This is a genomic window from Paenibacillus daejeonensis DSM 15491, from assembly GCF_000378385.1.
Lineage (GTDB): Bacteria > Bacillota > Bacilli > Paenibacillales > Paenibacillaceae > Paenibacillus_D > Paenibacillus_D daejeonensis.
This window is the reverse complement of the sequence record NZ_KB899667.1, coordinates 58,776-78,204: the sequence shown is the minus strand read 5'-3', so window position 1 is coordinate 78,204 and position 19,429 is coordinate 58,776. Positions and strand designations below refer to the sequence as shown.

Sequence of the window (19,429 nt, the reverse complement as noted above, 5' to 3'; positions counted from 1 at the left end):
TCCTTAGATCAAGGTCTTAATCCGTTTCTTGGTTTCCACCCTCACTGCATTCCGCTCCGCCCACACCCTAAGCGCCTTCATATCTCGCAGATCCTGAGTCCCCAGGCGGAAGCAATGGCCTATGGGTGCTAATCGGCGACCTTCAGGAACGATGGCAATATAAGTGGTGAAATACCCACGTATATAGATGGACCCCACCTCTTCTGCACTCCAACGCTTACCGTTCAACTCCAGATAATCATCATGGAGTACAACCGCTGGAGGCTTCCGAAATAATGCGATCAGATAATATACAAAGATTCCCACAAAAAACGCTAATGAAAACCAGGCCCAGAGTCTCGGATGCATATAGAGATCGGCGGCACATGCGATACTTAATAGGCCAAAACAAAACACTTCTAGGAGCCTTACCCTATTTCTGACTTCCAGGGTCATAACACTTCCTCCCTTCTTAAACCCTTTACTATTAAAGACATCGTACCATAAAACGGAAACTGTGGAAGCCATCTGTGACATTTTATAGAAATACGCGTCCACCAGATCCTTATCCAAATTATATATTTGTGGTATACCAGTTATAGTCCAATAAAATTCTTATTGTATATTTTCAGTTTATTTGCTACAATTCCTCGTGAAAGCGTTTTATCCAACTCGGTTCTTCGAAGGTCCGGTTTCGGTTAACGCTCTAACCATGACAAAGGGGGCGCTACTATGCGCAACAAATGGGTCCAACTCGGCATCACCGCAATGGCCGTCAGTATGCTGGCAGGCTGTATCTCCAACGAATCGCCGCCAGCAACCAGCGGCGGCACCCAAGAAGGCGGTGGCGGCGAAGAGGCCATCACCTATACGTTTGGCCGTAACATCGACTCCAATGCCGATCATTTCGTCAAGCTGCAAACCCAGTTTAACGAGACGCTGGAGGATAACCGCTGGACGCGGATGTTCCAAGAGGAATTGAACGTCAATATCAACTACAGCATGATCTCCGACAGCACCGCCTACAATCAGAAGCTCAAGCTGGCGATGGCCTCGGGCGGCCTGCCCGACGTCTTCCAGGTCCAGAACAAATCGGATATGCGGCAGCTGATGGAGGCCGGCGCCCTGGAAGATCTGCGTCCCGTCTACGATGAATACGCCTCTCCACTGCTGAAGCAGATGATCGAGATGGAGAGCGAGCGGGTATTCGAGCCTGTCAGCTACAAGGGCGGTCTCTATGCGATTCCAATGAAGATGCCTTCAACTAACTTCTTTAATCATCTCTGGGTACGCGAGGACTGGCTGGACAATTTAGGACTTGAGCGTCCGCAATCCATCGAGGATGTCTACGCCATCGCCAAGGCATTTACGTTTGACGACCCGGATCAGAATGGCCAAGACGACACGTTCGGCATGCAGCTGGACAACGGATTCCTCAACAATGCCAAAGGGTTCTTCTGGGCCTTCGGGGCTTATCCGGATGGCTGGGTGGCGAAGGATGGCCGTGCTGTGAGCGGGGTCGTTCAACCGGAGATGAAAAAGCCGCTTCAGCTGCTGCAGCAAATGTTCCAAGAGGGCTTATTGGACAAGGAATTCGGCTCCAAGGACAACGGCAAGGCGATGGAAGCGGTAGCTGCTGGCAAGACCGGCTTGTTCTACGGCCCTCACTGGTCCGCCTTCACAGCCGAGAAAGCCATCCAGAACAATTCCGACGCCCGCTGGATCGTCGTGCCGTTGCCCGGCGAGGGCGGAAAAACCGTCGTTCCGAATCTGCAGATTGCCAATGATGGCTTTATTGCGGTCAAGAAAGGAACGCCGCATCCGGAAAATATCATTCGGATGTTCAATCTGTACGTAGAGAAGCTGTTCGGCGAGAACGCCGAGTTCGACAAGTACTATTCGGATGACGGCGTCGATTACATCTGGCAGATCGGCCCTGTCTACACGCTCGACTCGATGCTGGACCTGCGGGCGCATCAAGAGATCAAGCAAGCGATGGCGGATGGAACGACCGATCAGTTGACCGGCGTCTCTGCCGGTTTCTACGCCAATATGGAGGCTGGCAGCTGGCCCATGTCCATGATGTTCGGACCGGAAGACACACCTTTTGCCTATGTCGATCAGGCCTACCCGGACGGCGTCGTATGGGATGCCTATATGGGCGCACCGACCCCTACAGCCGTGGCGCGCGGCAGCTCGATGGACGAATTGATCCTCACGACGCTGACCGACATCGTCCTCGGACGCGCTGACGCGGACAGCGGCTTCGACAAGATGGTGCAGGAGTGGAATACGCTGGGCGGCGAGCAAATGACCAAAGAGGTCAACGACGTCTTAGCTGAATAACCTCTTCCCCGCAAGCGTCGCCCCTGCGCCGCTTGCGGGGACAATTCATTGCCGATACGAAAGAAGGTGAACCTGTGCGAAGAAAAATCAGCTATGCCAAAAAACGGGAGCTGCCGCTCCATCTTATGCTCTTGCCGGGCGTCGCTTTTGTTCTGCTCTTTGCCTATGTGCCAATGGGCGGCGTGTCGATCGCCTTCCAGAACTTCTTGCCTTTGCGCGGACTGTTCAACCAGGATTGGAATGGACTAGAAAATTTCCGTTACATCTTCTCTATGCCGAATATCTGGCAGGTTGTATGGAACACACTTTTCATTGCCGTCATGAAAATTATTGCGGGCCTTGTGGTGCCGATTACGTTTGCCTTGCTGCTCAACGAAGTAAAGAATGTTGTTTTCAAGCGGACCACACAGACGATCATTTACTTCCCATATTTCCTGTCGTGGATCATTCTGAGCGGGATTCTGATTGATATTCTGTCGCCCTCCGCGGGCATCGTCAATCAGTTCCTGGGTCTGTTCGGCGTCTCGCCCATCTACTTCCTTGGGGAGAACAGCTGGTTTCCGTTCACGATGGTGGCGTCCGATGTATGGAAAACGTTTGGCTTCAGCACGATCATCTACCTGGCGGCGATCACCAGCATCGATCCTTCCCTCTATGAGGCTGCAGCCGTAGATGGCGCAGGCCGCTGGAAGCAGACCTGGCATATTACGCTGCCGGGCATGCAGATGATCATCGTCCTGTTGATGGTACTCAGTCTGGGCAACGTTCTCGATGCCGGCTTTGACCAGATCTTCAATCTGTACAGTCCGCAGGTGTATGCCTCCGGGGATATCATCGATACGATGGTCTACCGGATGGGGCTGCAGCAGGCGCAGTTCGGGCCGTCCACGGCGGTTGGTCTGCTGAAGTCGCTCGTTTCCTTTATTCTGATTTCCACATCGTATCTGATTGCCTACCGGGTCTTTAATTACCGGCTATTCTAGGAGGGGATTTCATGTATACCACAGAGACCCGAGGTTCCCGGTTGTTCAAAGTCTTTAATTTTATTTTCCTCACTTGCGTCAGCGCCGCCTGCCTCATTCCGTTCATACACATCCTCGCCCTGTCGCTGAGCGACAACGCGGCGGTGATGGCGGGCCAGGTCAAGCTGTGGCCTGTCCGCTGGACGGTCGAGCCTTATCTGTATGTGCTGGAGAAGCAGCCGTTCTGGCGCGCCTTCGGGATTACGATCCAGCGGGTCGTGCTAGGCACGCTGCTGAATATGTTCTTGGTGATCCTGCTGGCTTACCCGCTCTCCAAGGGCAAGCACAAGTTCAGCAAGCGGATGCTGTACGTCTGGTTCTTCTTCCTGACGATGCTGTTCAATGGCGGCCTGATCCCGAGCTATATCTTAATGAAGGAACTTGGGCTGATGGACACGATCTGGGTGCTGGTCTTGCCCGGAGCGGTCAATATCTTCAACCTGCTGCTCATGCTCAACTTCTTCCGTCAGATCCCTGACGAGATGGAGGATGCCGCCAACATCGATGGTGCCGGCCACTGGCGGACGCTGTGGCAGATCTATGTGCCGATGTCGACGCCGGCCATCGCCACCATCACCCTGTTCTTTATTGTCGGACACTGGAATGCCTGGTTTGATGGCTTGATCTACATGAACCGCGCGAGCAACTATCCGCTGCAGAGCTATCTGCAGACCGTCGTCCTGCAGTTTAATTTCCAGACGATGTCGCCCACTGAGGCGGAGCGGCTGGCCCGGCTCAACGACCGTTCGATCAAGGGCGCGCAGATGATTGTCGCAGCCATACCGATCCTCATTGTCTATCCATTTTTGCAAAAGTACTTTGTCAGCGGAATCCGGTTGGGTTCTGTGAAGGGGTAACGCCCCAGCGAAAGGAGAAGTTTAATGACCACGACTACCATGCAGCGGCTTACCGTCAGCGAGAACCAGCGCTATCTGACCTATGCTGACGGCTCGCCTTTTTTCTGGCTGGCCGATACAGCCTGGGAGCTGTTCCATCGCTTGGACCGTGAGGAAGCGGCCCTCTACCTGCGCAACAGAGCCGAGAACGGCTTTAATCTCATCCAGGCCGTCGCTCTGGCCGAGCTGGAGGGACTGAGCGAGGGCAATGCCTACGGCCATGTGCCGCTGCGCAAAAACGAACAGCAGCTTTATGATCCCGAGCAACCCGACCTGGCGCCGGATGGCGGATACGGGTACTGGGAGCATGTCGATTATATGGTGGATTTGGCTGCAGAGCTGGGAATGTACATCGGTCTGCTGCCTACCTGGGGTGACAAATTTAATGTGGCTTGGGGGACGGGGCCGGACATCTTCAATCCGGACAGTGCGAGGGCGTATGGCAAGTGGATCGGCGAACGCTACGGTGAGCGCCCGAACATCGTATGGATTATGGGTGGCGACCGGCCGCTCACGGAGCATCGTCATTTCGAGATCGTGCGCGCGATGGCTGAGGGGGTACGCGAAGGATCTGGAGGCCGTCAGCTCATGACCTTCCATCCGCATGGCGGCGCCTCCTCGTCTCTGCATGTTCATCATGAAGCGTGGCTAGACTTCAATATGATGCAGTCCAGTCACGGCTCGCGCTACAAAGCCAACTATGAGATGATAGCGGCCGATTATGCCCGGACGCCAATCAAGCCAACACTCGACGGCGAGCCTTGCTATGAGGATATTGCGGTCGGCTTCAAGCCGAAGGACGGATTTTTCGATGCGGCGGATGTCCGCAAGGCCGCCTATTGGGCCGTCTTTGCCGGCGCTTGCGGCCATACGTACGGGCATCATTCGATCTGGTCGATGGTCGTCGAGCCGGAGGGCTGGTTCACGATGCCGTGGACGAGAGCGCTCAATCGTCCGGGGATGAGCCAGATGAAGCATCTGCGCCGGCTCATGGAGTCCCGGCCAATGCTGGCCCGCATACCGGATCAGGAGCTGGTGCCGGAGGCAGGCAGCGGCGCCGCCCATCTGCAGGCTACACGTGGTGACGATTATGCCTTCATCTACTCCCCGTGCGGGCTCGCCTTCGAGGCTAACCTTGGACGGATCAGCGGCGATACGCTGCAGGCCGCCTGGTACGATCCGCGTACCGGAGAGACGCAGACGATCGGCAGGATGGCCAATACAGGCCGGGTCCGCTTCACGCCTCCGTCTACCGGTCAGAACGAGGATTGGGTGCTGATTCTGGATGACGCAGCAGCAGGCTACGGGCTTCCCTGACCGCTAGCCCTCCTGCGGCTCCAGCTTGAACCGGGGCTGAGCTTTTGTGAAATCCGGCTGCTGCCCGGCCACCATCAATCCTGCACCCCAATTGACATGACCGTCGCTAACGGCTTCGTCGGTAACAGCTTTGTATTGATACAGAACATTCCGGCGGGTCCGCTCGCTGCGGTTGCAGTCCGACCCATGGATGGTCAAATAATTGAAGAACAGCACATCGCCCGCTTGTGCCGGACAAGGGGTGCCCATAGCGATCGGATACTCCTTCTGGTGCAGGTAATACGTTCCGATATGAGGCAGCGGCCCCTGCTTGTGCGAGCCCGGAATGACGCGCAGACAACCGTTTTCCTCGTCGGCATCGTCGAGATGGACACTGGCAGCCAGCATGGTGTGATGCTTGTATGGGAAGTAGGGATAGTCCTGATGCATCGGGAAGGCTGCCCCGTTCTCCGGTGGCTTCACCAGCATCTTGGAGTGGTGAATCTGGACGTTGGGTCCAATCAGGCCCGTCAGGACCTCTACCATCCGAGGATGAATCATGGCACGCAAAAACGCAGCATCGTGATATTGCACATCGTGGAAGCCCCGCAGTACCAGCTTCTTCAACTGCTCCGGTGTGGCGAAGTCCCCCTGCCAGGCATGATTGCTATGCTGCTTGGCCTGAAGGGCTCGCTCGACAATGCCGTCTACGCCCTCTCGCATCTGCTCCACTTCGTTTTGATCGAACACGCCTTTGACCAGCAAGTAGCCGTTATCTTCATAGAACGTTTTGTCCACTTCGTTAAGCATTGTCTATCTACCTCCGCTGTAGTAAAGTCGGTACTAACTTACAGCATCAGTGTAAAGCTTTTCGGTCTCGCTGTATTTGGCCCGGACAGACAGGTTTTTGATCGAAACGGACATCGTGAAGAGGAGTGGATGAGATGTACAAGTGGAGGGAGAGTGCGTTGATGCTCAACGCGCATGCAACTGTACTGCCTGGAGGCGCGAAGGCCTATCGTGTGCATGGCTGGGGGGTGGATGCCGCACATTACGACAATCCGGTGCACAAGCACTCCTGTGTTGAAATCTGCTATGTCATGGAGGGTGTGGGGACGTACATGGACAATGACGTGGATTACCCGCTGCGCGCAGGCACGTTCTTCTGCTCGAAGCCTGGAGTGCCTCACCAGATTCGCAGCCGTACCGGCCTCCAACTGCTGCATGTCGCTTTTGAGCTGGACGAGCAGCAGGCTTCACAGGAGGAGACAGATGCGTACCTTCAATTGACGGAAGAGGCCGAGGTCTGCATCCATGATGCCGATACCGCAGCCACTGCTGCGCTGTGGCGGGCCTTGCTTATCCCGCAGCAGGTGGAACAGGCGCTACCGGCCAGCCAATTGCCCGTTGCGGCTGGATTGTTGCTGTCTTCCTTTTATTCCTTGTTCGTCAGAGCCGCCTTGCCGCAGCCGCAGCCTGTCCGCAGCTCCACTCACCTGCTGCAGCAGGCCAAGCGGTATATTCGGGACAACCTGGACACGGATGTCTCACAGGCACAGGTAGCCGGTTATCTGCACCTGTCGCCGCGTCACCTCTCCCGCCTCTTCGCCGAGGGGATTGGGGAGTCGTACAGCGGATTCGTGCGCCGGGAGCGGATCAGCCGGGCCGCCTATCTGCTGAAGCACAGTGATCTGTCGATTCAGCAGATTGCGATCCAGAGCGGCTTCGGTTCGGTCCATGCCTTCACGCGGGCGTTCACGCGCGAGAAGCAGCAGCCGCCCGGCAGATTCCGCGGCGAGTGAGACGCTGGGAGCCCCGCTACTCCAGCAGAATCCGCTTGCCGAACTCCAGATGCTGGATGAGCGCAGCCGCCGCCTCCTCGCCTTGCCCCTGCTCAATCAGCTCGACCAGGGAGGCGTGATCCTCATAAGAGATCTTGATGCGATTGGCATCCTTGCGCAGAACATTGAGCGCGATCCGGTACAGCTTGTCCTGCAGCCGGTCCATCGTGACGATGATCTCTTTGTTGTCATAGGCGTAGACCAACTGCCGGTGAAACTCCGAATCCTCCTGGGCGAACTGCATCGTATCATCTGCCTCGACACAGGCCCATTGGCGAGCCAGGCTCTCCTTGAACCATTGCCGCAGCTCGTCGGTGAGCTTGCGGGAAGCCAGCTTGCGGACGATGCTGGATTCAATAATCATGCGGAAATCGTAGACGTCGATCGCTTTATCGATCGTTACCTCCGATACAAAGATGCCGCGATTGGGCGTGTAGGTCACATGCCCTTCGGCTTCCAGCCGCTCAAGCGCCGCCCGGATCGGTGTCCGGCTCATCTCCATCCGCTCCACCAGGGAACGCTCGGAGAGAAACTCCCCGCTGCGCAGCTCCCCCTGCATAATTAGTGCGCGGAGCATGGTATAGGCTTTTTCTTTTAACGTTTTCTCGGACACGACGCCAACCCCTTCATAACGAACATGACATAGCTGCCGATGCTGTAGTTTTATCTAATGTAGCAATAGAAGTTAACGCTGTCAATTATCTTTGTTCTAAACTGGTTTCAAATTAATATTCCGATTGTATACCAGTCGTATCTATGGTATTCTGGGACTGAAGCTTCACCCGATTTTCCGCTGAAAGGAGCGATCTTCACGCGATGGCAACGGACCGCATTCATGTAACCTACCAAATTGAAAGCCCTTACGAGCTTCACCATGCGGCCGAAGTGCTGGCAGGCGAGCAATCCACCGGCACTTTTCTCGCGATCCCCGGGGAGACAGATGAGATCAAGCGCAGGCACCGCGCCACCATTGACGCGATCCGCGAGACGGGCACAGCCACTGAGCCCGCCCTTCCCGGTTCTGCTCCGCCCGCCGGCTTCGATGGTGTCTACCGTCGTGGCGAAATTGACCTTTCCTTTCCCTACGACAATATCGGACCTTCCCTCCCCAACCTGATGGCCGTCATTGCCGGTAATCTCTTCGAGCTGCAAGAACTGTCCGCGATCCGGCTCACCCGCCTGCAGCTGCCTGCGGGATTTCATGACAAATACCAGGGCCCCCGCTTCGGCATTCTCGGTACCCGCGACTTGCTCGGCGTCCACGACCGGCCGGTAATTGGTACGATCGTCAAGCCCAATATCGGCCTGACTGCCGACGGGCTGCGGCCAATCGTCCGTGATCTGGCGCTCGGTGGCATTGATTTTATCAAGGATGACGAAGTCAATGGCAATCCTCCCTATTTCCCGCTCGCACAGCGGATTGAGACAGTCATGGAGGAGATTAACCGGGCGGCGGAGCACACCGGCAAGAAAACCATGTACGCCTTCAACATTACCGGCGATATCGATGAGATGAAGCGTGGGCACGATCAGGTTCTGGAGGCAGGCGGCACCTGCGTGATGGTCAGCATCAACAGCATTGGCTGGAGCGGTCTGGCTCATCTCCGCAGCTACTGCGAGCTGCCGATCCACGGTCACCGCAACCAGTGGGGCATGTGGACGCGCCACCCCGGACTCGGCATGTCGTTCTCAGTGTACCAGCAGCTGTGCCGGCTGGCTGGTGTGGATCATCTGCATACGAATGGCCTCAACAACAAGTTCTCCGAGACCAATGAATCAGTCATTCAATCGGTTAAGGACTGCCTGACGCCGATCTTCGGCGGGGATACGGTCTTTCCTGTCCTCTCCTCGAAGCAATGGGCGGGGCAGGCGGTCCACTCCTACCGCACCTTCGGCACCATCGATCTGATGAATATCGCTGGCGGCGGTATCCACGCGCATCCCGGCGGTTACGCTGCTGGCTTCCGCAGCATGGTGCAGGGCTGGGAGGCGGCATTGGCAGGTATCGACCTTCACACGTATGCTGCCGACCACCCCGAACTTCGGGACGCCATCGCTGCATTTGCCGGGAGGCCATCATGAGTAGCGATTCTCCTTGGCTGCTGTCGTATTACGGCGATGACTTCACCGGGTCCACGGACGTTATGGAGGCGCTGGAGACGCGCGGCGTTCCGACGGCCCTCTTCCTGCGGGTACCGTCCGAGACGCTGCTGTCCGAGCGGTTCCCACATATCCGGGCCTTCGGCGTGGCCGGCGTCAGCCGTTCGATGAGCGAGGCGGAGCTGGAGACGGAGCTCGCTCCGCTCCTGGAGCAGCTTGCCCTGCTAGGCGCACCGATCGTCCACTACAAGCTCTGTTCGACCTTTGACTCGTCGCCGGACTCCGGCAGCATCGGCAAGGTAATGGAGATTGCCCGGCGGCTCTTTCCCGGAGCGCCTGCGTTCCCTCTGCTGGCCGCCTGTCCCCCGCTCAAGCGGTATACCGTGTTCGGCCATCATTTTGCGGGTGCGGACGGGACCACATATCGACTGGACCGACACCCTACGATGGCCCGGCATCCGGTCACCCCGATGGATGAAGCGGATCTGCGGGAGCATCTGAAGCGTCAGACCTCGCTCACCGTCGGCCTTATGGATGTTCTGGCACTGGATCGTGAGCCCGAGCTGCGTGATGCCCGGTACCGCGAGTTGGCAGCTAAGCACGATGCCGTCCTCCTGGATGCATTGACCGATCAGCATCTGGACTCTGCAGGGGCGCTCATCGACCAGGCGACAGCCGCGGGGCAGAGCTTTGTCCTCGGCTCCTCCGGCGTCGAGTATGGCCTGGCTGCCCAGTGGCAGCGCCAAGGCCGGGTGTCAGGATCGGGAGCTGCGAAGACCGCCTTGCCTGTCGACCAACTCCTGGTCCTCTCAGGCAGCTGCTCACCAGCGACAGAAGCCCAGCTGCGTTACGCCTTCGACCACGGCTATGCTGGCCTTCAACTGGCAACAGACCAACTGCTACAGGACCCAGAGGCAACGATGGAGGACCTGTTCGAACAGGCACTCGCCATTCTCCAGCAGGGCCGCAGCCTGGTCATTTACTCGGCGATTGGGCCCGAGGATCCAGCCATCACCGCGACACGGGAGCTGCTGATGCAGAGCAAGGCCCCTTCGCTCGATACCGGCAGGCTGCTCGGTAGTCGACTCGGCCAGCTAGGCCGCCGACTGCTGGAAGCTACGGGCTTGCGACGGCTCGCCGTAGCGGGCGGGGATACCTCCGGCTATGTGACTGGAGAGCTCGGTATCTATGCGCTGGAGATGCTCGCCCCCCTGGTCCCTGGCTGCCCGCTATGCCGCTGCTCCTCTGACCAGCCCGACTTCGACGGACTGGAGATCGTCCTCAAGGGCGGCCAGATCGGAGAGGCCGACTTCCTGGAGCGCATCCGTATAGGGTCTTAACTACTACTCACAAGCTATCCTCAAAAAGCCGAAGAGGCACGGAATCGAATCTGGTCAACGCTTTCTGAAAGAAAGCGACTTCGGAAGCATACGCTGCGGAGCGCTCGCCTTTGTCCACCGATTTCAACCGCCAAAGCAGTTAGACAATCAAGAAATCGGGGGACAACAGCGATCGGAAGAACGATCCGTGACCGCAGGCTTCCTTTTGAGGATAGCCAACCTACAAAACAAGGAGCGTAATGTGATGAGACATGTAATCGCACTAATCGGAGCCGGAGGCAAGATGGGCTGCCGCTTGACCGACCGGTTCATGGACGCACCGGCGTACGAGATGCGCTACGTCGAGATTAGCGAATCCGGATTGACGCGCCTTGGCGAGCGGGGACTGACAGCCACGCTGCAGCATGAAGCGGTAAGCGAGGCCGATGTCGTCATTCTCGCCGTGCCCGATGTCCTGATCGGCAAGATCGCATCGGGCATCGTCCCCGATATGAAGCCGGGCTCGCTGTTGATGCTGCTCGACCCGGCCGCCGCCTACCTGGGCATGGTGCCGGAGCGAGCGGATATTGCCGTCTTTCTGGCCCATCCCTGCCACCCGCCGATTTTTAACGATGAAACCGACCCCTTGGCCAGGCGGGACTATTTTGGCGGCATTCATGCCAAGCAGTCGATTGTCTGCGCGCTGATGCGCGGCTCCGAGCAGCACTACGCGCTGGGCGAAGCGATCGCCCAGACGATGTACGCCCCCATCCTGCGCACGCACCGCATTACGATGGAGCAGATGGCGATGCTGGAGCCCAGCATGGCTGAAACCGTAGGCGCTACATGTGCTACTATATTGAGAGAAGCTATGGACGAGGCCGTGCGTCGCGGCGTGCCTTATGAGGCGGCCCGGGATTTTATGCTCGGTCACATCAATATCGAGCTCGCCATCGTCTTCGGCGAAGCTGGCAATCCGTTTTCCGATGCCGCACTGGTCGCCATTGAATACGGCAAGCAGCAGATGCTGCGGCCGGATTGGAAGCAAGTATTCGAGCCGGAGTCTCTGCGTCACAACATTGACCTGATGCTGAATCCCGGCAAGCTGGAACAAGCGGTCGAATAATAAGCTAAAAGGAGTGTTTGCGATGATCATTGATGTGCATGCCCACCTGGGCGAGGACCGCGTATTCGATGAGCACTTCACGGAGCAGGAGCAATGGGACAAAATGCGCGATTTCGGCGTAGATCTGACTATCCTTCAGCCTGCCAGCGTGCATACGCTGGAGGAGGTGCAGCAGCAGCATGACACGATTGCGGAGCTGTGCCATCAGCATCCGCGCCATTTTGCAGGGATGGCCAATCCCAACCCCCATCTGCCCGACGCGCTCTATGAAGGCGAAATCCGGCGATGCATTGAGGAACTGGGCTTTGTCGGCATCAAGATCCACACCTCTGCCCATGGCGTCAATCCCGCTGGCCGGGACGGCCGGCGGGTCTTCCGCCTGGCCGAAACGCTGGGCGTGCCGGTCATGGTGCATACCGGGGCGGGTATTCCTTTTGCCAATCCCAGCAATCTCATGCCTATCGCAGCGGAGCATCCCCAGCTGCCGATCATCATCGCCCATTGCGGCATGATGGTCCTGGCAGGCGAGACTTACATGGCCATGAAGCAGTATGACAACCTGTACGCCGATATTACCTGGACCGGCGGTTTTCTGATCCGTAACTGGGTGCAAGAGCTAGGGGCACATCGGTTCATGTTCGGCACCGATCATGCGGACAATTGCGGCACTGAGCTGGCCAAGGTGCGCACCTGCGGATTGACAGAGGACGAGCAAGCGTGGGTGCTGGGCCGGGCCGCCCAGCAAATCTATAAGCTGCCGACTGGTACAGAGGCATGAAGACGTGGAAGGTTGGACTCGTCGGAACAGGGTACTGGTCTGAAAAGCATCTCGCGGCCTGGCAGCGAATGCCGGAGGTCGAAATCGCGGCATTGTGCGATGTCACCCCCACCGCCTTGCAGCGGCGGGCCAGCCAGTTCGGCGTACCCGAGTCCCGCTGCTATGGGACGCTGGCGGAGATGCTGGCGGACGCGGACATCGATATCATTGATATCGTCACAGGGCCCGATACGCATTCGGAGCTCGTCTCACAGGCGGCGGCTGCGGGCAAGCATATCATGTGCCAGAAGCCGTTTGCCCGTTCCAGCGAGGAGGCACGCAGGATGGTGGAGCAGGCGCAGGCGGCGGGGGTTCGGCTGATGGTCACCGAGAACTGGCGGTGGCTGAAGCCTTTTCAGATTATCAAAGGCGTGCTGGAGGAAGATCGAATCGGAACACCAAGAGTGGCCCGTTATCTTCACACGGACTTCTATACGCCGAGGATGACAGAGGGCACTGAGCTGCCGCAGCCGGTCTTCCGCACGATGCCACAGCTGTTGTTCTACGAAATGGGCGTGCACTGGTTCGATACCTGGCGCTACCTCTTCGGGACCCCGCAGCGCGTGTATGCGGAAATGCTGCGGATCAGTCCGCATATTCAAGGAGAGGATACTGGCACGGTTATGATGGGCCACGACCACGGCTTCTATGGACTGCTGGATGCCAGTTGGGCGACACGCCAGAATCTGAACGAGCCTCCCAGTGAGGAGGTTCGGGCGAATCACGTAGAGCGTCTGACGATCGACGGCGAGGACGGCACCTTGAAGCTCTATGACAACGGACGAATCACGGTCGTCTCCCGCGATGGGCGCTCCGAAGCCACCGTAGCGGAGACCACCGAGCTGGACCATGAGGAAAGCCACTTCCGGCTGCAGCGTCATTTTGTGGACTGCCTGATGACCGGCGCTCCCTTTCAGACCAGCGGGGAGGACAATCTCGTCACCCTGCAGATGGTGGAAGCCGCCTACGTGAGCGCACAGGAGCACCGGCCGGTGTGGATCAAGTAGCGGGGCGCTGGGTGTGCGGGTAGCGAGTTTTTGCAACGTCGGCACCTTCAGGCTCCTTCAGGAACAATAAATGCGAAAAATCATACTTATTTGCGCTATTTTCCCGAAAAAGACGAAATGAACTCGAAATTTCGCATACAATGAGCAAAATACTTCGAATTGGCCGAAATAGACTCGAAATTTCATATTCATTCATCAACCATTGCGAGGCAGACACCTGCCTGAACGAAGTAAAATACAGCAGCCCGTGCAGTCAAAAGCTGCGATTATTTTTGGCAAATGCTAGTTTGCGTGTTATAATAAGTGCAGAAACAGCGTACAATGCAAAGAGAGCCGTGCGCGAACACGACTCTCGATGCAATAGCCGCTTTTAAGGGCGGTAGGCTCCGTTTAAAGTATACGCACAAATAGACCGCGTGCCTCTTCCGAAGGGCGGTCTATTTGCGTTTAGTAGACAGTAGCGCCACGATGAGCAAACCAAAGGTTAGCATTAGCATCATTGCTTCAAACACTGTCACAGGCATCCCTCCCTTCTGAGGAGGTAGCCGACCGACCCTTGTAAGCCTATTCTATTACTATGCAATTATAACATCATCGTCCATATATGGATACGTTTAATAGATCTATTATCCCACCCGCACAGCCACGCCATGCTTGCTCTTTACATACACCATCGTCCAATACTCTAGCTGTGGCACCACGAATCGCAGGTAGCTGCCTTGATGCTCATCCTTGGGCACCCAGTCATAGGCTAGGGCCTGTGCCTCCATCGACCCGCCGTCCGGCGAGGAACAATAGACACCTTCTACCTCCTCCAGCATCTCGACCCTCACCTCGATCTGCTCGGTCCGCGTCGGTGGCTGCGACTTGCCAGCATGCCAAGTCAGATTGTCGAGGCCCCGAACATTAATGAGGTGAATAACCGTATAGCCCGGCCGCTCCTTCACAATATTCCAGACCGAATCCTGCATCAGATCCGGCGCGAAACGGACCCCTTCGCTAGCGAACACGATCTCCGTGTTGATGCCCCCCGCGAAGGTCATGGAGATGTCCTCCAGCCTGAGATCGAACAGCAGATTGCGGTACATGACAATGAAATCATAGTAACGGGTGAGCGTCGCTGCGAAGGCGTCGGACACCTGGCCGTAGTTCGGATAGTAGGAGTCGGCCAGCACATTGCCCTGCTCGCCCAGCAGCAGATGATAACCACCGCTTGCAAAAATCGAAGCCATCGCCACCGTCGCTCCGATCTCGGCCTCCTGCTGCGGCACGCCGCTGTCCTTCTGGAAGCATGGCAGATAGGCGGCGAGAATGACCTGCTTGCCCGAGAGCTCGCGGGCCCGGTCAATATTCTCCTTGAGCTGCTCCAGCGTCGCCACCGGATCCCAGACCTCAATGTACATCGCATCCTGTGGCGAATCCGCTGTCGTATGGACGGGGTAACTACTAACATTGTTAAAGATTAACCCCGCAGAAGGCAGTGCCTCCCGCGTCTGAGCGATGAAGGAGGGGTAGCTCTCCTTGAGCCGCACAACCTCCTCGCGCCCACCGACCCGGCGAATAGCCTGCTTGGGAAAGCCGTACTGATCGAGATGCAAACCATGGAAGCCATAGTCGATGACCTTGGCGAACTCCGCCAGAATGTGCGGCGTCCACGCCGAGTCCGGCGAGATGTCCATGATGTGGTAGTAGTCGCCAAGCTTGTACGGTTGACCGCCATTATTGTAGAGCAGCTGCTCAGGATGAGCCTCGGCGTAATCGGACAAGCTCGCATATACCGCTGCGTACGCCATCGCCGCCATCCCGCCGGCCTCCAATCCCCGGATCTTACGGCTCACTACGGATAGCGAAATCCGACGGCCCAGCGGCTCCGTGAACTCGTCCTCGGCATCGGGTACGAGCTGATCATGACGGTACATCCAATCGTAGAACTGGACAATGTTGATATGATGCCGCCGCAGGAACGCCAGGTCGCTGTCGTCCACATCCCCCGGGGCGAAGTCACTCAGGAAGCCATAGCGCGGCGCTTCCCGCCAATGCTCTGCCACGTCGAAGGCAATCTCGGCGCGCAGCTCCTCGCTACTTTCATTCCGCACGATCAGAAAGAATCCATAGGCGCCCTCTCCATCGGGGATCGGCTCCAGCACAATCGTTCCGGCGCCCTCGCTGGACCACACTCCCCGGCGCACCGGGCGCTCCAGCTCCATCACCACCCACTCCCCGCTCCAGGTGCCACTTACCTGTGACGGGAGGATCACTTCAATCGTTACTTTTTCGCCAGGACGATACATTGCCTTGTCTGTCTGCAGTTGCATGTTGCTCATTAGCCTTTTACACCGCCTTCTGTTACGTTCGGATTAACGAAGTGCTTTTGGAATACGGTAAAGATGATCAAGATCGGCAGCAGCGCGATGATCGAAGCTGCGAAGAACAAGCCGTAATAGGTAGCATACTGGCCTCGGAACAACTGCAGAGCAATGGGCAACGTCCGGTTGACCTCGGTCTTAATAATGGTCAGCGCGACGATGAATTCATCCCACGTCCCCGAGAATGCGAAGATGCCCAGCGTGCCGATCGCCGGCAGCGACAGCGGAATGTAAATGGTATAAAACATCGTCCAGCGGCTGCCACCGTCCATGACGATCGACTCCTCCAGCTCCACCGGGATCCGCTCGAAGAAGCCGCGCAGGAAGAACGTGCTCCCTACGACACCCGACCCGATATAGAGCAGGATCAGTCCCGGATACGTATCGACGAGATTGACCGCTTGAATGACAGTGAACTGCGGGATGATGTTCAGAATCGCCGGCACGAACATCGTGAACAGGAACAGCTTGAACAGAAACTCCTTGGCCGGAAATTGAAACCGCGCAAACGCATAAGCCGTCGAGGCCGCCAGCGACAACGACAACACCATCGTCACGGACGAGACGAACATACTGTTCAGGAAATAGCGTGAAAAGTTGTTTTTGGACCACGCATCCGAGTAGTTGACCAGCGTCTTCTCGGCATGCATCAGCTTGGTCGGGCTAGGCAGGCTGAAGTTGTCAGTCGTCAGCGACGTCAAAACCATGTAGACGAATGGGCCAATGACGACAAAAATTCCCAGTACCAGCAGCGTATGAACGACCCACGTGGACCATTTGGCCATAGTTGCTCCCTCCAAACGAGGTTTAATATTCGATGCGATCCTTGCCGAACGTGCGCTGCTGGCTATAAGTCAGGACGAAGATCATCAATCCCATCATGACGCTGATTGCCGACGCATAGCCGAAGTCGAAGAACTGGAACGCATGCCGGAACATGTACGTGCTCAGCAGATGCGTCGAATCCATCGGGCCGCCCTCGGTAATCAGGAATACCTGGATAAACGCCTGGAACGAACCGATGATCAGGTTGATCAGTACATAAGTGGTCATCGGCTTCATCAGCGGCAGCGTGATATGCAGGAAGGTGCGGACGCCCTTGGCACCATCGATCGAGGCGGCTTCGTATAGCGACTTGGGTACGGACTGAAGTGCAGCCAGGTACATGATCATCACCCAGCCAATCCCCTTCCAGATGCTGACCAGCCAGACGACAATATTGGCCGTCCACGTATTCTGCAGCCAGTTGACCGGTGCGGGCAACACGGGAATCAGATCGACCAGCAGGTAATTGACCATCCCGCTCGCGCTGTCCGAGAACAGGAACTTGAACAGATACGAGACGACGATCCATGAACTAATGACGGGCAGGTAGTAGACGAATCGGAAAAATAGCTTGAAGCGAATCGTGCGCATATTCACCATCATCGCTACGATGACGCCCAGCAGCCACTGCCCCGGCACCGTAACCAGCGCGAACAGCACCGTATTGCGAAGCGCGATCAGCACCTTGGGGTCCTGAATCGCCCGCACATAGTTGTCGAAGCCAACGAATAGACTCAGCTCGGGCGCCAGCACTTTGTATTCATAAAAACTAATGTAGATCCCCTTCACCAACGGGTAGAGGACAAATACGGCAGTCAGCAGCACGCCCAGGGTAAGGTAAGGCGCAACTTGCACGTATTGCCGGATGGCTCTTCTCATGAGGCTTCACTCCTGCGGCGCCGGCCTTGACGGACGGCTTGGTAGACTCTGCGCTTGCAGGGAGAGAGGCAACCGGCAGCTAGCGTCGGTTGCCTCTCGGCATGGGTGGCAGTAGAGCTGTAGAATCCGAGAGCTCTGTCGCCTGGGAGACTGCCAGGCATACCAGACTCCGGTATTCGAGACCCGTTACCCGAGTTCGGTCGCGAGGGTCACGAGGCTCGACGTCCCCTCTATCCTTTAACTCCGGGCCAGATAGCCGTCGATTTCGGCAGCTGCAGCATCCAATGCATCCTGCGCGGTTGCCTGCCCTCGCAGCGCCGCCTCGAAGGCCGCTTGGAACGCCTGGCTGATCTTATCCCACTCCGCGCTTGGTGTACGGGCGAGTGCGGTCTCCAACTCATCAACGTAGGCCTGTAGATACGGAATTTCCTTGAGCTCATCCGCCTGCGCCGCAGCACGGTTCGTTGGAATGGCGCCCGTCTTCACGGCCATCAGCACCTGGATCTCTTCGGTCGACATGAATTGGGCGAACTGCCAGGCCGCATCCGGCTCCTTGGCCCCCTTGAAGAGCACCAGATTCTGACCGCCGATGACCGAGTGGCTGCTGCCGTCGGGCCCATTGGGCATTTTGGCCGGAATCATCGTCTCGGCGACCGCGTCACCCAGGATGCTGAAGAACCAAGGACCTTCGTTAATCATCATATAAGTTGCCGCTGTGCCTTCCTCGCCTCGCAGCCCTTCCCATGTGCCCGGCTGTCCTGCAAGAATCGGCGGTGCCAGCAGTCCCTCGTCATGCCATCCCATAATGGTCTCCAGCGCCTGGACACTCTCGGGACTGTTCAGGTAGCCAGTCGCCTTCGTATACTCGTCATCCGTGATGCGTCCGCCCAGCGACCAGAACCACGGCGGCATGTTCCAGGCGTCGACGCCGCCGATCGTAATCCCGAACATATTGGGATCTTTCGCCTTGAGTGCGCGGGCCAGATCGGCGAGCTCCTCCATCGTCTGTGGCGGCTCTGTTGCGCCAGCCGCTTCAAGAAGCTCCTTGTTATAGATGGCGATCTTCGTATTCGTATCGAGCGGTATCCCGTAATATTGACCATCGTAGTAGTTGGTCGACATCGGTGCTTCGAAGGAAGCATCCTTCAGGGCTGCGAAGTCCGGGAAGCCATCAACCGGCTGCAATGCCTGCTCGCGGGCAAATTTCGGAATCCACGTATTGTCCATCCGCATGATGTCTGGCGCGACGTTGCCTGCAACGGCCGTGATGACCTGCTGCTCCAGATTCTCCGTCGGCATCCGGGTCGGATTAACCGTAAGATGAGGATACTGCTCCTTGAACTTGGGCAGCACTTCCTCCAGCAGCACCTGCTCCTCGCCCTCGCCGTAGGCATGCCAGAATTCAATCGTTGCTTCCTTAGCCTCGGGAGGCGGGGTATTCGTCTCTGTATTGGTCTTGTTTTCTGTCCCCGTATTGGCTGGCGGCGGAGTCGTGTTGGATGGGCTGTTGGAGCAGGCCGTTCCCAGCATGACAGCGACCAGCAGGGCCGCCGAGCTTTTGATCATCCATGGTGAGCGCGCTTTCATATGTTCATGTCCCCCTATACATC

General features: G+C 57.2%; 18 protein-coding genes. 10 read left to right on the top strand and 8 right to left on the bottom strand.

The window, feature by feature from the left end:
- Window positions 1–3: 3 nt before the first annotated feature.
- Complete coding sequence (locus F556_RS0122200; RefSeq protein WP_020619198.1) at window positions 4–435, bottom strand: hypothetical protein; 432 nt, start codon at window positions 433–435, stop codon at window positions 4–6.
- Window positions 436–711: 276 nt separating this feature from the next.
- Here F556_RS0122200 and F556_RS0122195 point away from each other — a divergent pair, with 276 nt between their 5' ends.
- The 4 genes from F556_RS0122195 to F556_RS0122180 all read left to right on the top strand — a co-directional run bounded on the left by F556_RS0122195 (window position 712) and on the right by F556_RS0122180 (window position 5,560).
- Entirely contained in the window at window positions 712–2,325 is a 1,614-nt protein-coding gene (locus tag F556_RS0122195; protein WP_020619197.1) for an extracellular solute-binding protein, read from the top strand.
- Between the two features lie 74 nt (window positions 2,326–2,399).
- Entirely contained in the window at window positions 2,400–3,308 is a 909-nt protein-coding gene (locus F556_RS0122190) for an ABC transporter permease (protein ID WP_020619196.1), read from the top strand.
- A gap of 11 nt (window positions 3,309–3,319) precedes the next feature.
- Window positions 3,320–4,204, top strand: coding sequence for a carbohydrate ABC transporter permease (locus tag F556_RS0122185; protein WP_020619195.1), 885 nt, complete (start codon window positions 3,320–3,322; stop codon window positions 4,202–4,204).
- 24 nt (window positions 4,205–4,228) lie between these two features.
- Window positions 4,229–5,560, top strand: coding sequence for a glycoside hydrolase family 140 protein (locus F556_RS0122180; protein WP_020619194.1), 1,332 nt, complete (start codon window positions 4,229–4,231; stop codon window positions 5,558–5,560).
- Between the two features lie 3 nt (window positions 5,561–5,563).
- Here the strand turns inward: F556_RS0122180 and F556_RS0122175 are convergent, their stop codons facing one another.
- Entirely contained in the window at window positions 5,564–6,349 is a 786-nt protein-coding gene (locus F556_RS0122175; protein ID WP_020619193.1) for a phytanoyl-CoA dioxygenase family protein, read from the bottom strand.
- 134 nt (window positions 6,350–6,483) lie between these two features.
- Between F556_RS0122175 and F556_RS0122170 the strand changes: the two genes are divergently transcribed.
- On the top strand, window positions 6,484–7,341 hold the full coding sequence (locus F556_RS0122170) for an AraC family transcriptional regulator (RefSeq protein ID WP_020619192.1): 858 nt from the start codon (window positions 6,484–6,486) through the stop codon (window positions 7,339–7,341).
- A 16-nt stretch (window positions 7,342–7,357) separates the two neighbouring features.
- Here F556_RS0122170 and F556_RS0122165 read toward each other — a convergent pair whose 3' ends face one another.
- On the bottom strand, window positions 7,358–7,993 hold the full coding sequence (locus F556_RS0122165) for a GntR family transcriptional regulator (RefSeq protein ID WP_020619191.1): 636 nt from the start codon (window positions 7,991–7,993) through the stop codon (window positions 7,358–7,360).
- A gap of 203 nt (window positions 7,994–8,196) precedes the next feature.
- Between F556_RS0122165 and F556_RS0122160 the strand changes: the two genes are divergently transcribed.
- From F556_RS0122160 to F556_RS0122140, 5 genes are all read left to right on the top strand, one after another.
- Window positions 8,197–9,462 (top strand): ribulose-bisphosphate carboxylase large subunit family protein, encoded by a 1,266-nt coding sequence (locus F556_RS0122160; protein ID WP_020619190.1) that lies wholly within the window; start codon window positions 8,197–8,199, stop codon window positions 9,460–9,462.
- Window positions 9,459–10,820 (top strand): four-carbon acid sugar kinase family protein, encoded by a 1,362-nt coding sequence (locus F556_RS0122155; RefSeq protein WP_020619189.1) that lies wholly within the window; start codon window positions 9,459–9,461, stop codon window positions 10,818–10,820. Before F556_RS0122160 ends, F556_RS0122155 begins: the two co-directional genes overlap by 4 nt.
- A gap of 244 nt (window positions 10,821–11,064) precedes the next feature.
- Window positions 11,065–11,925, top strand: a complete 861-nt coding sequence (locus tag F556_RS0122150) for a phosphogluconate dehydrogenase C-terminal domain-containing protein (protein WP_020619188.1) — start codon at window positions 11,065–11,067, stop codon at window positions 11,923–11,925.
- 22 nt (window positions 11,926–11,947) lie between these two features.
- Entirely contained in the window at window positions 11,948–12,703 is a 756-nt protein-coding gene (locus F556_RS0122145) for an amidohydrolase family protein (RefSeq protein ID WP_020619187.1), read from the top strand.
- Complete coding sequence (locus F556_RS0122140) at window positions 12,700–13,749, top strand: Gfo/Idh/MocA family protein (protein ID WP_020619186.1); 1,050 nt, start codon at window positions 12,700–12,702, stop codon at window positions 13,747–13,749. Before F556_RS0122145 ends, F556_RS0122140 begins: the two co-directional genes overlap by 4 nt.
- A 437-nt stretch (window positions 13,750–14,186) precedes the next feature.
- Here F556_RS0122140 and F556_RS39260 read toward each other — a convergent pair whose 3' ends face one another.
- The 5 genes from F556_RS39260 to F556_RS0122120 all read right to left on the bottom strand — a co-directional run bounded on the left by F556_RS39260 (window position 14,187) and on the right by F556_RS0122120 (window position 19,406).
- On the bottom strand, window positions 14,187–14,273 hold the full coding sequence (locus tag F556_RS39260) for a putative holin-like toxin (RefSeq protein ID WP_425414014.1): 87 nt from the start codon (window positions 14,271–14,273) through the stop codon (window positions 14,187–14,189).
- Window positions 14,274–14,375: 102 nt separating this feature from the next.
- Complete coding sequence (locus F556_RS34865) at window positions 14,376–16,073, bottom strand: glycoside hydrolase family 66 protein (protein WP_020619185.1); 1,698 nt, start codon at window positions 16,071–16,073, stop codon at window positions 14,376–14,378.
- Complete coding sequence (locus tag F556_RS0122130) at window positions 16,073–16,900, bottom strand: carbohydrate ABC transporter permease (RefSeq protein ID WP_020619184.1); 828 nt, start codon at window positions 16,898–16,900, stop codon at window positions 16,073–16,075. Before F556_RS0122130 ends, F556_RS34865 begins: the two co-directional genes overlap by 1 nt.
- 22 nt (window positions 16,901–16,922) lie before the next feature.
- Window positions 16,923–17,819: a carbohydrate ABC transporter permease gene (locus F556_RS0122125; RefSeq protein ID WP_020619183.1), complete on the bottom strand. Its 897-nt coding sequence runs from the start codon at window positions 17,817–17,819 to the stop codon at window positions 16,923–16,925.
- A gap of 237 nt (window positions 17,820–18,056) precedes the next feature.
- Window positions 18,057–19,406 (bottom strand): extracellular solute-binding protein, encoded by a 1,350-nt coding sequence (locus F556_RS0122120; protein ID WP_020619182.1) that lies wholly within the window; start codon window positions 19,404–19,406, stop codon window positions 18,057–18,059.
- Window positions 19,407–19,429: the final 23 nt, after the last annotated feature.

Excerpts from the sequence above, each read along its gene's own strand:
- F556_RS34865 (WP_020619185.1), bottom strand. The coding sequence starts at position 16,073 with ATGAGCAACATGCAACTGCAGACAGACAAGGCAATGTATCGTCCTGGC.
- F556_RS0122175 (WP_020619193.1), bottom strand. The coding sequence starts at position 6,349 with ATGCTTAACGAAGTGGACAAAACGTTCTATGAAGATAACGGCTACTTG.
- F556_RS0122150 (WP_020619188.1), top strand. The coding sequence starts at position 11,065 with ATGAGACATGTAATCGCACTAATCGGAGCCGGAGGCAAGATGGGCTGC.
- F556_RS0122140 (WP_020619186.1), top strand. The coding sequence starts at position 12,700 with ATGAAGACGTGGAAGGTTGGACTCGTCGGAACAGGGTACTGGTCTGAA.
- F556_RS0122120 (WP_020619182.1), bottom strand. The coding sequence starts at position 19,406 with ATGAAAGCGCGCTCACCATGGATGATCAAAAGCTCGGCGGCCCTGCTG.
- F556_RS0122160 (WP_020619190.1), top strand. The coding sequence starts at position 8,197 with ATGGCAACGGACCGCATTCATGTAACCTACCAAATTGAAAGCCCTTAC.
- F556_RS0122155 (WP_020619189.1), top strand. The coding sequence starts at position 9,459 with ATGAGTAGCGATTCTCCTTGGCTGCTGTCGTATTACGGCGATGACTTC.
- F556_RS0122200 (WP_020619198.1), bottom strand. The coding sequence starts at position 435 with ATGACCCTGGAAGTCAGAAATAGGGTAAGGCTCCTAGAAGTGTTTTGT.
- F556_RS0122185 (WP_020619195.1), top strand. The coding sequence starts at position 3,320 with ATGTATACCACAGAGACCCGAGGTTCCCGGTTGTTCAAAGTCTTTAAT.
- F556_RS39260 (WP_425414014.1), bottom strand. The coding sequence starts at position 14,273 with ATGCCTGTGACAGTGTTTGAAGCAATGATGCTAATGCTAACCTTTGGT.
- F556_RS0122180 (WP_020619194.1), top strand. The coding sequence starts at position 4,229 with ATGACCACGACTACCATGCAGCGGCTTACCGTCAGCGAGAACCAGCGC.
- F556_RS0122130 (WP_020619184.1), bottom strand. The coding sequence starts at position 16,900 with ATGGCCAAATGGTCCACGTGGGTCGTTCATACGCTGCTGGTACTGGGA.
- F556_RS0122170 (WP_020619192.1), top strand. The coding sequence starts at position 6,484 with ATGTACAAGTGGAGGGAGAGTGCGTTGATGCTCAACGCGCATGCAACT.
- F556_RS0122125 (WP_020619183.1), bottom strand. The coding sequence starts at position 17,819 with ATGAGAAGAGCCATCCGGCAATACGTGCAAGTTGCGCCTTACCTTACC.
- F556_RS0122145 (WP_020619187.1), top strand. The coding sequence starts at position 11,948 with ATGATCATTGATGTGCATGCCCACCTGGGCGAGGACCGCGTATTCGAT.
- F556_RS0122195 (WP_020619197.1), top strand. The coding sequence starts at position 712 with ATGCGCAACAAATGGGTCCAACTCGGCATCACCGCAATGGCCGTCAGT.